This is a genomic window from Streptomyces filipinensis (assembly GCF_014649495.1).
Lineage (GTDB): Bacteria > Actinomycetota > Actinomycetes > Streptomycetales > Streptomycetaceae > Streptomyces > Streptomyces filipinensis.
Map to the genome: position 1 here is coordinate 161,416 of NZ_BMTD01000013.1, position 13,720 is coordinate 175,135.

10 protein-coding genes are annotated in these 13,720 nt (G+C 71.3%); 2 read left to right on the forward strand and 8 right to left on the reverse strand.

What is annotated here, in order from left to right; all coding sequences use genetic code 11:
- Nucleotides 1-3: 3 nt before the first annotated feature.
- The 8 genes from IE244_RS27245 to IE244_RS27280 form a co-directional block, all read right to left on the reverse strand.
- Nucleotides 4-1,050 (reverse strand): glycosyltransferase family 2 protein, encoded by a 1,047-nt coding sequence (locus tag IE244_RS27245; RefSeq protein ID WP_191876216.1) that lies wholly within the window; start codon nt 1,048-1,050, stop codon nt 4-6.
- A gap of 77 nt (nt 1,051-1,127) precedes the next feature.
- Nucleotides 1,128-4,733, reverse strand: a complete 3,606-nt coding sequence (locus IE244_RS27250; RefSeq protein WP_191876217.1) for a DUF4082 domain-containing protein — start codon at nt 4,731-4,733, stop codon at nt 1,128-1,130.
- Nucleotides 4,734-4,803: 70 nt separating this feature from the next.
- A complete protein-coding gene (locus IE244_RS27255; protein ID WP_191876218.1) occupies nt 4,804-5,922 on the reverse strand; it encodes a DegT/DnrJ/EryC1/StrS family aminotransferase in 1,119 nt (372 codons plus the stop codon).
- Nucleotides 5,919-6,608: an acetyltransferase gene (locus IE244_RS27260; protein WP_191876219.1), complete on the reverse strand. Its 690-nt coding sequence runs from the start codon at nt 6,606-6,608 to the stop codon at nt 5,919-5,921. Before IE244_RS27260 ends, IE244_RS27255 begins: the two co-directional genes overlap by 4 nt.
- The gene (locus IE244_RS27265) at nt 6,605-7,744 is read right to left on the reverse strand and encodes a DegT/DnrJ/EryC1/StrS family aminotransferase (protein ID WP_229854352.1); all 1,140 of its coding nucleotides are present in this window, start codon (nt 7,742-7,744) and stop codon (nt 6,605-6,607) included. Before IE244_RS27265 ends, IE244_RS27260 begins: the two co-directional genes overlap by 4 nt.
- Nucleotides 7,741-8,721: an SDR family NAD(P)-dependent oxidoreductase gene (locus IE244_RS27270; protein ID WP_229854353.1), complete on the reverse strand. Its 981-nt coding sequence runs from the start codon at nt 8,719-8,721 to the stop codon at nt 7,741-7,743. Before IE244_RS27270 ends, IE244_RS27265 begins: the two co-directional genes overlap by 4 nt.
- Before the next feature lie 24 nt (nt 8,722-8,745).
- Nucleotides 8,746-9,819: a Gfo/Idh/MocA family protein gene (locus IE244_RS27275; RefSeq protein ID WP_191876221.1), complete on the reverse strand. Its 1,074-nt coding sequence runs from the start codon at nt 9,817-9,819 to the stop codon at nt 8,746-8,748.
- Entirely contained in the window at nt 9,819-11,225 is a 1,407-nt protein-coding gene (locus tag IE244_RS27280; RefSeq protein WP_229854354.1) for a sugar transferase, read from the reverse strand. The genes IE244_RS27275 and IE244_RS27280 overlap by 1 nt, the downstream gene beginning before the upstream one ends.
- 310 nt (nt 11,226-11,535) lie before the next feature.
- On the opposite strand from IE244_RS27280, the gene IE244_RS27285 reads away from it, so the two are divergent.
- Both IE244_RS27285 and IE244_RS27290 read left to right on the forward strand, forming a co-directional pair.
- A complete protein-coding gene (locus tag IE244_RS27285; protein ID WP_191876223.1) occupies nt 11,536-12,420 on the forward strand; it encodes a glycosyltransferase family 2 protein in 885 nt (294 codons plus the stop codon).
- A gap of 26 nt (nt 12,421-12,446) precedes the next feature.
- The gene (locus IE244_RS27290) at nt 12,447-13,706 is read left to right on the forward strand and encodes an MFS transporter (RefSeq protein WP_191876224.1); all 1,260 of its coding nucleotides are present in this window, start codon (nt 12,447-12,449) and stop codon (nt 13,704-13,706) included.
- The last annotated feature ends 14 nt before the right edge of the window (nt 13,707-13,720 follow it).

The following is a 13,720-nucleotide window of genomic DNA, read 5'->3' on the forward strand; positions in this document are numbered from 1 at the left end:
GCATCAGATGCCGCGGCGCTTCCACGACTCCCACCACAGCCACTCCCGACCGCGCTCGGCCACGGCCGACCACACCAGTGGCTGCAGGTAGGGCATGGCCTTCGGACCGATCCGCCTGCGCAGGCGCAGCGCGCGGTACTCGGGCAGCGCCCGGTATCCCGGCAGGCACTCCTCGGCGAACGCCACGCATGCGTCGACCGGGACGGCCGCGGTGCGCCCCCGGTCGTAGGCCCGGTACGCCCGGCGCAGCGCGAAGCGGGCGAGGCGGGTGTGGACCTCGTCGGCCAGGCGGTCGGCGTGGGGCAGCCGGTCGGCGCATTTGACGAGCACGGAGTCGAAGGCCACGAGGCGCTGGCGCAGGTCGTCCAGCTGGCCGCCGAAGTCGGTCGTGGACATGTTCTTGCCGTGGACCCGGTAGTAGGCCTGGTCGGCACCGCGCAGGTAGCCGACGTCGGCGTGTGCGGCGAGCCGCATCCACATCTCGATGTCACCGGCGTGGGGAAGGGCCGGGTCGTAGCCCCCGACGGTGCGCTGCAGGCTGGTGCGGACGACGACTTCCGGCGAGGTGATGCAGCCGGTGCCCTCGCGAAAGCGGCGCTCCAGCCACCACTGCCCGGGGTAGACGACCGAGCCGGTGCTCTGTGTGCGGGCCTTCGGCAGCGGGCCGCCGTGCCGGAAACGCAGCGGGCGCCCGTAGGCGAAGCCGGCCTCGGGATGGGCGTCCAGCAGCGCGGCGGCGCGGACCAGCGCGCCCGGGACCAGCCGGTCGTCGGCGGACAGCAGGGCGACGTAGTCACCGTCGGCCCATTCCAGCAGGCCCTCGTTGTAGGTGGCGATGTGGCCCTTGTTGGTTTGATGGACACGGACTTCGATCCGCGGGTCGGAGGCGGCCAGTTTGTGCGCGATCTCCGCCGAGTCGTCGGGGGAGGCGTCGTCGATGACGAGTACCCGGACGTCGACGCCGTCCTGCTCGTCCAGGACGCTGCTGACGCAGTCGGCGAGGAAGTGGCCGTACTTGTAGCAGGGGATCACAACGCTGACGGTGCTCATCGATGCAGGAGGCCAATCCCCGGTGGTGGCCCTGCGCCGGGCTCGGCGGAAGGCCACCACCGGTGGGTTCCGGTCGGTCAGTTCTTCTTCTTGCGGACGGTCTTGCTGGTCAGGGTCCAGCTGCGGGTGGTCACCGGGTGCCGGTGGTCGTCCCGGGCCGTGAGCGTGATCTTGAAGCGGGTGCCGTCCGGCAACGGGGCCGACAGGTGGACGGACACCTGGTGGGTGGCCCGGTCGTAGGAGGTGACGGCGGTGACGTGGCGCTTCCGGGCGGCCTGGGAACCGCGCAGGATGGTCGTGCTCGCGTCGACGGACGACACCGCTGCCTTGTCCTGTACGGCCATGACCAGGGCGCCGGCCGCGTCGGCGGTGTGTGTCACCGACGCCGGGGTGACCTCCGAGGCGGCGGTGGCCGACGCCGGCGAGGCGCTGGGGTTGTCGGCGGTGAAGACGGGGCCGACCCAGTAGTTCGCGGAGCCGTAGGAGCCGTTGGGGAAGGCCGGGTCGGCGCCGTACCGGTAGAGCCCGTTGTGGTGCGCGGTGGTGTCGGCGGTCGCGGTGAGCGGATAGGACTGGTGGGCTGCCGCGAAGTAGCCGCCGTCCACCGCGTAGTTGCCGTGCGGCGCGTGGTAGGAGACGACGTACGGGGTGCCCGCGGTGACGGCCACCGGAGTGGCGAAGGTCAGCGTCTGCCAGCCGGAGGCCGTCTCACCGCTGAACGTCCCGGTGGCGAGCAGCGTGCCGTTGTCGGCCCACAGGCTGCCGGTGTGGGTTCCGGTGTTGCCGGTGCCCTTGTAGAAGGTGACGCCGGTGACCCAGCCGTTCGCCGAGGAGGTGAACCGGGTGCCCAGCTCCACGGAGTTGGTGTCGCCGCTCATGTCGGTGCTGGCCGGCACGGCGGAGGCGTTCCAGAGCGTGCAGGGGCAGGTGACCGCGGGTGGGGTGGCGCTGGTGGTGAAGGACCAGGTCACCGGGTCCGCCATGGCGTTGCCCCACAGGTCGGAGGCCTGGACGGAGGCGGTGTACGTGGTGTGCAGCTCCAGCTCCGTCGACGGGGTGAAGGTGACCTTGTTCGACGCGGGGAGCGTGGTGCTGCCCGGCACGGTGGTACCGTCCGGGCCCTTCAGGGTGTACGTCAGGCTGTCGGTGTCGACGGCCGAGCTGAAGACCGTCGACACCGGTGCCGTGATCGCCACACCGGTCGCCCCGGACGTCGGGGAGGTCGAGGTGACGGTGGGCGGGGTCGTGCTGGCCGTGGAGGTGTCCAGTACCACGTCGACCCAGTAGTTGCTGCCCGAGGACTGCGAGGACGGGAAGGCGCTGGTCGAGCCGTAGTGGTAGACGCCGTTGCCGCCGTCGGTGCCGGACTTCAGTGCCGTGAGCGGTGCCAGTCCGGCGTCGCTGCCGGAGAAGGCCCCGCCGTCGTAGGAGTACCCGCCGTTGGGGGCGAAGTAGGAGGCGACGTAGGTGGTGTTGGCCTTGACGCTCACCGGGGTGGCGAAGTTCAGCTGCTGCCAGCCGGAGGCGGTCTCGCCGCTGAAGGTGCCGGTGGCCAGGCGGGTGCCGGAGGCGGTCCACAGGCTGCCGGTGTGGGTTCCGGTGTTCGCGGGCGACTTGTAGAAGCGGACGGCGGTGATCGAACCGGCCACCGTGGTACGGAACTTGACGCCGAGTTCCACCGCGCTGCCGTCGCCCGCGTTGACGGTGCCGGGGACGGCCGAGGCCGGCCAGATGGTGCAGGGGCAGGACTGCGGGCCGACGGTCACCGGGACGGTGGTGACGGCGCCGATGTTGACGCTGTCGTCGACCGCGCGGACCTTGATGGACGCCGGGCCCGGGTTGGTGGGGGTCCAGCTGTAGCTCCAGGACGCCAGGCCCTTGGCGGCCTTCCAGGTGGTTCCGCCGTCCGTGGAGACCTCCACACGGGCCACCACGCCCCCGCCGGAGTCGGTGGCGGTGCCGGTGACGGTGACCGGCTTGAGCGCCGGGACGGTGATCCCGGACTCCGGGCTCCGCACGGTGACCGCCGGACCGGTGGTGTCGGTGGAGGCCGTCGCGGTGACGAGGTTGCTCTGCAGGGTCAGCGGCTTGACGCCCATGTCGGCGAGGATGTTCACGGTCGCCTGCTGCATGCGGGCGTCCTCGGTGACCACCGTGTCCTCGGGGTTGTACGTCGGGATGTCGGTCAGGCCCCACGACCACTGCACGGTTCCCGAACCGAACACCAGCGCCCCGGAGTCCTGGTCGCGGAACTCGACGAGGTTGTGGGTCGCCGTGCCGTTGCCGTACACGTTGCCCCAGTCCATGCGGAGCTTGCCGTCGGCGATGTCCACCGTCGTGGACGACAGGTCGATCGCCCCGGCGGGTCTGGTGCTGTTGTCGATGTCGCTGTCCCACTCGTAGCCGAGTGTGCCCGTCGGGAAGGTGGCGGTCTGGCCCGAGGTGAGGTTCGCGACGGAGGTGTTGCGCCACAGCCGGTTCCTGCCGTACGTGCCGGGGACGGTGATCGCGTCGCTGCGGTAGCCGTTCACCTGGAACATGGATCCGGTGAGGATGTTCGGCGGCTGGTAGGCCTGCCCGTAGTCGGTGCTGGCCGGGTCCATCCAGGTGCCGGTCCAGGTGCCGCTGGGGTCGGCGATGCCGTTGTTCTGGGCCATCTTGGTCATCTTGTAGCAGACCAGGGTGCGGTTCGCCGTGCTGGTGCCGTCGATGCTCGGCGCGAGCCGCGTCTTCCAGAAGACCTCGTTGCCGCTGAAGAAGGCCTCCCGCACCCCGGCCTTGCGGGCCGCCAGGACGTTGGAGTACTGGCTCTGGGTCCAGTACTCGTCGTGGCCGGAGGACATGTAGACCTTGTGCTTCTTCAGCAGGGTGGCGCCGCCCGCCGAGGACACGTCCACGCCGGACGTGTAGCTGACGTCGTACCCGTTGCGTTCCAGCCAGGACAGCATCATGTACTCGGAGCCGTAGATGCCGTTGTCGCCGCCGATGTCCAGGGGCCGGTTGTAGCTGACCTCGTAGGCGCGGCCGTCCGGCGCGGGTCCGGTGCCGCCGTAGAGGTCCTGGCCGCCGTAGTCGTTGTAGGCCTGCCAGGTCTGGTCGCTGGTCTGTACGACGATGTCGGAGGTGCTGGAGTCGTTGCGGACGACGAACGGGTACGGCATCAGGCCGTCGCCGTCGGTCTGCGTGAGGTTCGCGATGTACAGGCCGGACACGGCGTCGCCGGGCACCGTCCAGGTGGCGGTGACGGGCCAGTTACCGCAGTCCACCAGGCCGGTGCCGCTCTTGGTGGTGCAGCCGGCCGGCTTGGTCAGGTAGTTGGCGGGGTAGGTCACCGCTGCCTGGGCCGCGCTGGACATCTCACGGGCGCCGTCGCCGCCGTACCAGCCCAGGCGGTAGATCTCGACGTGGTACGGGACCTTCGACTGGATCTTGAACTGGACGGTGTCGCCGGCCTGGACGCTCTCCTTGGTGGTGAAGCCCTTGATGTCTCCGTAGGCGTTGGCCGAGAACCAGTCGGACTTCGGGCTGCCCGGCTTGGAGTTCTCGCAGACGATCGGGTTCGAGCCCGCTCCGCACGGATCGGATGCCGCCTGGGCGGGCAGAGCCTGGGGGAGCACCGCCCATATCAATGCCGCCACGACGGCGAGGCGGATGCCCCGGATCCGTCTCCTCCATGTGTTCATGTGTACCTCTCAGCGGTGCTGTGCGGGATCGACCCGTGAGGTCGTGGTGGAGCGGTGAAGCGGGGACCGGTCAGCCTCGGAGCGCGTCGGTGAGCGCGTCCACGACCCGTTGCTGCTGGTCGGGGGTGATCTGCGGGAACAGCGGAAGGGAGAGGATCCGCTCCGCCGCCTTCTCCGCGTTCGGGAAGTCGCCCCGGCGGTGGCCGAGGTGGCGGTAGGCCGGCGTGAGGTGGACCGGGGTGGGATAGTGCACCCCCGCGCCGATGCCCTCGGCGTTGAGCTTGCCGACGATGTCGTCACGGTCCGCGCCGGTGACCTGGACGACGTACAGGTGCCAGACGTGGACGTTGCCGGGCGTCGTCGTCGGGAGCGCGACGCGGCCGGTGGCCGCCAGGTCGGCGAGCAGGGCGTGATAGCGCGCCGCGGCCGACCGCCGGGCGGCGTTGCCGTCCGCGAGCCGCGCCAGCTTGGCCCGCAGGACGACGGCCTGCAGCCCGTCGAGACGGCTGTTGAACCCGGGGACGTCGTGGCGGTACTTGGCGACGCCGCCGTGGTTGGCGATCGCCCGCACCATACCGGCCAGTTCCCCGTCGTCGGTCAGCACCGCGCCCGCGTCGCCGTAGGCGCCGAGGTTCTTGCCCGGGTAGAAGCTGGTCGCCGCGATCCCGCCGCTGCCCGGCGCCCGGCCGTCGCGGGTCGCGCCCTGGCACTGCGCGGCGTCCTCGACGATCCGTACGCGGTCGGGCAGTTGGCCGGCCAGTGCCGTCACGTCGGCCATCTGCCCGTACAGGTGCACGGGTACGACAGCGCGGGTCGCCGGACCGACCATGTCCAGCGCGGCCCGGGGGTCGAGCAGACCGCTGTCGGGCAGACAGTCCGCCAGGACCGGTCGCGCTCCGGTCCTGGCGACCGCGCCCACGGTGGCGATGAAGGTGTTGGCGGGCACCACGACCTCGTCGCCGGGCCCGATCCCGGTCGCGCGCAGGGCGAGTTCGACGGCGTCGGTGCCGTTGGCGACGCCCACGCAGTGCGCGACGCCACCGAAGTCCGCGTACGCCCGCTCGAAGTGACGGACCTCGTCACCTCCGATGAACGCGGTGTCGGCCAGGACGCGGTCGAATCCGGCGCGTACCTCCTCGGCGACCTCCGCGTGGGCCGCCTTGAGGTCGACAAGCGGAATCTGGTTCATCGGACGGGTCCCCCCATTGTTCGCGTCGCGAGCTCGGCAAGCGCGGGAGCGGCCGCCTCGCGCAGTCGCCGGGCCGGGCTGCCCACCCAGACCTCACCGGGCGGAACGTCGCCGAGCACGGTGCTCCCCATACCGGTCAGCGACCAGGCGCCGACCGTCGTACCCTCCCGGACCAGGGCCCCGGAGCCCACATAGGCGCCCCGCTCCAGCCGTACTCCCCCGCCCAGGCGAACGCCGGCCGCGATCGTGACGTAGTCCTCCACCACGTCGTCGTGGGTGAGGACGGCCTGTGGCATCACGGCGACGTGTGCGCCGACCCGGACGGCGGCGCTCAGGACGCACTGGGCGAGCAGGACCGAGCCGGGCCCGACCCGCGAGGTCGCCGACATGGCCGCCGTCGGGTGGATCACCGTGGCGTAGCGGTCCGTGGGCAGGCCGAACCGGCGGACCAGACGGGCCCGGGCCGCGTAGTCCGCGGGATTGCCCACGCAGATCACGACCCGGGCGTCGGGCAGGTCGTGGACCAGGTCACCACCGCCGAGCACGGGCACGCCGTCCACCTCGGTACCGTGCAGCGCGGGGTTGTCGTCCAGGTGCCCGAGCAGCTCCAGGTCGGCCGCGGCCCGTACGGCCTGTGCGGTCTCCCGGGCGAAGCCGCCCGCGCCGACGATCAGCAGCCCGCTCATCTTCGGACCTGTTCGCGCAGCGCCGCGACGACACGGTCCTGCTGGGCCTCGGTCATCGTGTGGAACAGCGGCAGGATCAGCGAGTCGCGGGTGATCCGTTCGGTGGCCGGCAGCGGCGCCCGGGGGTGGCCGGCGTAGGCGGGTTCGAGGTGCGCGGCCATGATCCCGCGGCGGGCGGAGACGCCGGCCTCGGCGAGCGCGGCGAGCAGGTCGTCCCGGCCGGCGGGGAAGCCCTCGTCCAGCAGCACCCAGTAGGACTGGAAGTTGCTCTGCCCGTGCGCGGGGTCGCGTACGGGGGTGAGGCCGGGGATGTCGTGCAGCAACGCGTCGTAGCGGGCGGCCAGTTCGCGGCGGCGCGCGATCATCGCGTCGAGTCGGCCGAGCTGGACCAGGCCGACCGCGGCCTGGATGTCGGTCATCCGGTAGTTGAAGCCGACCTCCAGGTAGCTTTCCAGGAACGGCTTGTTGCTCGCGTGACGGTCCGCCGCCGAGGCGTTCATGCCGTGCTCGCGCAGCCGGCGCAGGCGGGCCGCCCACGCGGCGTCGTCCGTGGTGATCATGCCGCCCTCGCCCGTGGTGACGAGCTTGCGGGGATGGAAGGACCAGGTGGCGAGCAACGCGCCGTGCCCCACCGGCTTGCCACCGACGGTCGAGCCGACGGCGCAGGCCGCGTCCTCGACCAGGGGCAGGTCCCAGTCGGCGCAGGCGGCGCGCAGGGCCGGTACGTCGGCCGGTACGCCGCCCTGGTGGACGGCCAGGACGGCCCGGGTGCGCGGGGTGCGGACCGCGTCCACGGTGGCGGCGGTCAGGTTGCCGGTGGCGAGGTCGACGTCGGCGAACACCGGCTCCGCGCCGACGTACCGGACGGCGTTGGCGGTGGCGATGAACGACAGTGAGGGCGCCACGACCTCGTCGCCGGGCCCGAGGCCGAGCGCGACGAGCGACAGGTGCAGGGCGGTGGTGCAGGAGCTGACGGCTATGCCGTGCTCGGCGCCCACCCGCTCCGCGAAGGCCCGCTCGAACGCGGCGACTCGGGGACCCTGGGCGACCCACCCGGACAGCACCGCCTCGGAGGCGGCCCGAGCCTCCTCCTCGCCGAGCCAGGGGATCATCACCGGGACGCGGTCGGTGCTCACTTGGCCGCCTCCCGCTCCGCGCGCCACCACCGCACCAGGTCGCGCAGCCCCGTGCGCAGGTCTATGTCCGCCGTGAACCCGAGCCGTTCGGCGGCCCGCGAGGTGTCCGCGAGGCGGCGGGTCACCCCGTTCACCGCGCGGGCGGGCCCGTGCACCGGTTCCAGGCCGGAGGCCCCCATCGCCTCCAGCAGGCCCTCGGCGAGCTCCTTCAGCGAGGTCTCGGTGCCGCTGGCGATGTTGAACACCTCGTCGGTGACGTCCGACTCGGCGGCCAGGACGTTGGCCCTGGCGATGTCGCGTACGTCGACGAAGTCCATGGTCTGCGTGCCGTCGCCGAGGATGAGCGGCGGCTCGCCCGCCTCGACGCGCTCCATCCAGCGGATGAGCACCTCGGTGTAGAGGCCGTGGATGTCCATCCGCGGGCCGTAGACGTTGAAGTAGCGCAGCGCCACGTAGTCCAGGCCGTACATGGCGTGGAAGCTGCGCAGCATGCCCTCGTTGAAGGCCTTCGCGGCGCCGTAGAACGTGTCGTTGTTGTAGGGGTGGTGGCGCTCGGTCGTCGGGAAGTCCTCCGCCATGCCGTACACGGACGCCGAGGACGAGGCGATCACCTTGGCCACGCCCTCCTCGGCCGCCGCCTCCAGGACGTTGAAGGTGCCGTCGACCAGGACCTCGTTGGCGAGCCGCGGCTCCTCCGCGCACTGGGTGATACGGATCGCGGCGAGATGGAACACCAGGTCGGCGCCCTCGGTGGCCTTCCGTACCGTGCCGGCGTCGCGGACGTCACCCTCGACGATCTCCACGGCACCGCCGGACAGGGCCTGGGCGAGGTTGGCGCGCCGTCCGCGCACGAGGTTGTCGAGTACGACGATCTCGCGGGCGCCGCCCTCGGCCAGGAGGTCGACCAGGTGGGAGCCGATGGTGCCCGCTCCCCCGGTGACCAGGATCTTCTTGCCTCGTACGCTGCTCAACTGCACTTCCCTCTCCATGGATTACGGCTGTCAACGCCCGGCCCGCAGGCCGACGACCGCGCCCCGGAACTCAAGGCTCCGGGAGGCCGCCTCAAGCACGTCCAGCACGCGCAGGCCCGCCCGGCCGTCGGTCAGCGGCGCCCGGCGTCCCCTGATCGCGTCGGCGAACTCGTCGACCATGCTGCGCAGCGCCTCCTTCTCGCCGATGGCGGGCGCGACCATGTCTCCGGAGCGGTACGAGACGAGCATGTCCCGGCGTTCGTCCGCGCCGATCTCCTGGGGGGAGGCCAGGTCCACGCCCCGGTCGTAGATCGCCACACGCTGCAGGGGGTTGAGGTCGTCCCAGACCAGGGTGCGTTTGGCGCCGCCCACCATGGTGGTCCGCACCTTGGTCGGCGACAGCCAGTTGACGTGCACGTGGGCGATGGCGCCGGTGTTGAGCTGGAGCGTCAGATAGGCCACGCAGGCCTGCCCCGCGCCGATCGGGTCGGCCCCGTGGGCCGCGACGGCGACCGGCTCGACGTGGTCGGGGAGGATGAAGTCCAGGATGGAGAGATCGTGCGGGGCCAGGTCCCACAGGACGTCGATGTCCTTCTGGACGAGTCCGAGGTTGATCCGGACCGAGTCGACGAAGTGGATCTCGCCGAGCTCGCCGGAGCGGACCAGTTCCCGGATGCGGCCCACGGCGGGCGTGTAGCAGTAGGTGTGATCGCACATCAGGGTGAGCCCACGCTCTTCCGCCTCGGTCACCAGGCGCATCCCGTCGGCGTACGTCGCCGCGAGCGGCTTCTCCACCACGACGTGCTTGCCGGCGCGCAGGGCGGCCAGGGCGATGTCGAGGTGGGTGCCCGCGGGCGTGGCCACGGCCACGGCGGCCACCGAAGGGTCGGCGAGGACGGCCGCGTAGTCCGCGGTGGCCTGCACCGTCGAGTAGCCGCCGAGGACCCGCTGGGCCCGCTCGACGTCGAGGTCGCACAGCCAGCGCAGCCGGAACCGCTCGCTGGCCTGGAAGTTGCGGACGAGGTTGGGGCCCCAGTAGCCGGCCCCGACGACCGCGACACCCCACGGCTCCTGCTCCACTGTGGTCCTCTCTTCTCGATCCATCAGTACGCCCCTGTTCCTCGCACCACTGCGGACCCGGTGCGCACCAAGATCGACAGGTCGAGGCCCATCGACCAGTTGTCCACGTATCCGAGATCGAGCCGGACCGCTTCCTCCCAGGGCAGGTCGGATCGGCCGCTGACCTGCCACAGTCCGGTGAGGCCGGGCTTGACGAGCAACCGGCGCTTGATGTCCGGCGTGTACCCCTCCACCTCTTCGGGCAGCGGTGGGCGGGGACCGACCAGCGACATGTGGCCCTTGACCACGTTGATGAGCTGTGGCAGTTCGTCGAGCGAGCTGCGGCGCAGAATCGATCCGACCCGGGTGATCCGTGGGTCTTCCCGTACCTTGAACAGCAGCCCGTCGCTGTTCTGGTTGAGGTGCTCCAGTTCCGCCCTGAGAGCCTCCGAATCCGGCCGCATCGTACGGAACTTGAGCATGGTGAAGTGGTCGCCGTACCGGCCCACCCGCTGCTGCCGGAACAACGCCGGCCCGGAGCTGTCCAGCCGGACGATCAGGGCGACCAGCAGCATGGGTAATGCGAGGACCGCCAGGAGGGCCGCCGCGAGTGTCCGGTCCAGCAGTTCCTTGGGCAGCCGGGAGGTCCGGGATAGGTTCGGTGCCTGTATCCGCATCAGCGGCACCCCGTTGGTGGGCCGTACCGCGAGCCGGGCGGCGGACACATCGCTCAGCACGGGGGCCAGCAGGAACTCGACGCCCTGCACGGCGGCCGTCCAGGACATCCGGCGCAGCGCGGTGGCATCGGATGCGGCTACCGGCAGTGCCACCACGGTGCTGATGCCGAGGGCCCGGACCACGTCGTTCATGTCGCCGAGACCGCCGAGGAAGGGGATGCCCAACTTGCGTGTCTCCCCGGCGTTTTCGGGATCGCTCAGACACACTCCGGCGACCTGGAGTTCCTGTACTCCGCCGCGCCGCAGCACCGCGACCAGCTCCACGACGCCGCGCGCCGGACCGACCAGGAGCGTGGCACTGCGGTCCCGGCCCCGCGCCCATCGTCTGTGCAGGCGACGGCGCAGTGTGTAGCGGACCGGCAGGGCGATCGCGGTGACCGGCACCGCAGCCATGGTCATGTCATGAAGGAAGTCCGAATCGTGCATGAACAGCCAGTAGACGACCACGGCCAGCGCCGGCAGGGCGACTGCGCCGCGCAGCACCCGCCGGTACTCCTCGGCCCCCAGGCCCAGAGTGCTGCGGTCGTAGGTGCGATGGGCGAGCATGGCGACGATCCACATCGGGGGCAGCATCAGAGCCACCGCCCAGCGGCCGTAGGCCGCGTGGATCAGGAAGGCCGCGGCGGCGGCCGCTAATCCGTCCGCGACCAGCAGGACGATCCGGTATCTGTGCTCCCAGCGTCTTCGGCGACCTTGTGGACGTCTGTGTTCCACAACCACTTGCTCATGCGTGACCTCAATGGTCATGCCTCCCCCCACATGCACGGCTACCCTGACCGAAGTGCCCTCGACACAGCGGCACTGGAAAGCGAGAGGGCTTCGGCGGTTCCCCAACCGCCTTCGTGCCCCCAGCATGCTGGTACTGACAGTGCAAAAACCGTTCATCACGCCGGACCGTGACATGCGGTCACGTTCCCCACCCAAACCGGTCCGGCGATCCTCAATCTAGACCACCAGCCGCAGTCGCGGGAACAGTTGGACGAAACACACATCGCCTGTGCGATATTGGCTGCATACTGCCCCCGTGACGAGCATCGTGATCCCGGCTCACAACGAGGCACGGGTCATCGGCCGGCTCCTCGACGCGCTGCTGGCCGATCCCTCCGAGACCGAGACCGACATCGTGGTCGTGTGCAACGGCTGCACGGACGACACCGCGCGGATCGCGGCCGCACGCGGCCCCCGCGTCCGGGTCGTCGAGATTCCCGTCCCCTCCAAGCATGTCGCCCTGCGGACCGGCGACGATCACGCGCGCGGCTTCCCCCGCCTGTATGTGGACGCCGATGTCGTGATCACAGGCGCTGACGTACGAGCGCTGACCGAGCCGCTGCGGGACGACGCCTCGGGTGTTCTCGCCACCGCCCCCGCACGGCAGATCCCGCTGACCGCCTGCGCGTGGCGGGTGCGTGCCTACTACCGGGTGTGGCAGCGGCTGCCCGCCGTGCGCGAGGGGCTGTTCGGCCGAGGCGTCATAGCGGTCTCCAGGGCCGGGCACGCCCGGATCGCCTCACTGCCGCCGCTGATGGCGGACGACCTGGCCGCGTCCCTGGCCTTCACCCCCCGGGAGCGGCTCGTGGTCGGCACGGCCAGGGTCGTGGTCCAACCGCCGCGCACCTGGCGGGACTTGATCAAGCGGCGGATCCGCGCCGCGGTGTCCACCGCCCAGGTGGAACAACACCGACGAGCCGAACAACGGCCAGGAGCCGAACAGCAGCGAAGACCCGAGGAACCTTCGGCGCGCACGAGCAAGGCGGATCTGCTGGCCGTGCTGCGCGGAGAGCCGAGGCTGTTCACGGGTGTCGTGGTCTTCGTGGCGGCCGCGGCCGTCGCCCGGCGGGGAGCCCGAAAGGCCATCCGGGCACAGGACTTCGGCACCTGGCTCCGGGACGAGAGCAGCAGGCAGACCTGACCGCATCGCACCGGGAGTCCTTGACCATGTATCTCACCGACCGCTCCACGCCGCAGGGGGCGGACGCCGAGCAGGGCCGAGGACGCGGCCCGGGGCCCAAGGTCGCTCCGGTCGTGCTCGTGCTGGGCGCGGTCAGCCTGATCACCGACGTCTCCTCCGAGATGGTCACGGCCGTCCTGCCGCTCTACCTCGTCACCACGCTCGGGTTCAGCCCGCTGGGGTTCGGCACCCTCGACGGTGTCTACAACGGCGTCAGCGCCCTGGTCCAGCTCACCGGCGGTCACCTCGCCGACCGGTTACGCAACCACAAGCTGACGGCCGGGATCGGCTACGGGCTGTCCGCGCTGTGCAAGCCGCTGCTCCTGCTCGCCGGCAGCCTCGGCACGCTCGGATGCGTCCTCGCCCTGGAACGGACCGGCAAGGGCCTGCGCACCGCCCCGCGCGACGCGATGATCTCCCTGTCGACACCGGCCGGGAAGCAGGGCCGGGCCTTCGGCGTGCACCGGGCGATGGACACCACCGGCGCGATGCTCGGCCCGCTCGCGGCCTTCCTCATCCTGCGTGCGGCGGCCGACGGCTACGACGCGGTGTTCGGCGTGAGCACGTGCGTCGCCGCGCTCGGCGTGCTCGTGCTGGTGCTGTTCGTACCGGGCAGGGGGCACGGTGCGCCGGGGGTGGTGGAGGGCGAGCAGCCCGTCCGCGTACGCGAGGCGCTGGCACTGCTGCGGCTGCCGCGGCTGCGGGCGCTCGCCTGCTGTGCCGCGCTGCTCGGCCTGACCACCGTCAGCGACGCCTTCGTCTACCTGCTCCTGCAGCGGCGGGCGGGGGTCGGCGAGGAGTGGTTCACGCTGCTGCCGCTGGGCACCGCCGTGGTGTTCCTGCTGCTGGCCGTGCCCGTCGGCGCGCTGGCCGACCGGGTCGGGCGGCGCACCGTGTTCCTCGCCGGACACGCGGGCCTGCTCGCCGCCTACGCGCTCCTGCTGTGGGCCCCGGCCGCACCGGTCCTGCCTCCTCTCGTCCTCGCCCTGCACGGCACGTTCTACGCGTGCACCGACGGGGTGCTCCCGGCCGCGCTCTGCGGCATCGTGCCCGAGCGGCTGCGCGCGAGCGGTCTCGCCCTGGTCGGCACCAGCCAGGCGCTGGCTCGGTTCTGCTGCTCGCTGGCCTTCGGCGCCGCCTGGACGGTGTGGGGAGACGGCCCGGCACTGGCCGGCTCGGCGGCCGGCCTGTTGGGCTGCGCCGCCGTCGCGGGCCTGGTGCTGCGGCCGACGGGCAGGGCCCGATGACCACCACAACTCCA

Bases quoted from the DNA above. Each gene is read 5' to 3' on its own strand.
- IE244_RS27245 (WP_191876216.1), bottom strand. From the start codon at position 1,050: ATGAGCACCGTCAGCGTTGTGATCCCCTGCTACAAGTACGGCCACTTC.
- IE244_RS27250 (WP_191876217.1), bottom strand. From the start codon at position 4,733: ATGAACACATGGAGGAGACGGATCCGGGGCATCCGCCTCGCCGTCGTG.
- IE244_RS27255 (WP_191876218.1), bottom strand. From the start codon at position 5,922: ATGAACCAGATTCCGCTTGTCGACCTCAAGGCGGCCCACGCGGAGGTC.
- IE244_RS27260 (WP_191876219.1), bottom strand. From the start codon at position 6,608: ATGAGCGGGCTGCTGATCGTCGGCGCGGGCGGCTTCGCCCGGGAGACC.
- IE244_RS27275 (WP_191876221.1), bottom strand. From the start codon at position 9,819: ATGGATCGAGAAGAGAGGACCACAGTGGAGCAGGAGCCGTGGGGTGTC.
- IE244_RS27290 (WP_191876224.1), top strand. From the start codon at position 12,447: ATGTATCTCACCGACCGCTCCACGCCGCAGGGGGCGGACGCCGAGCAG.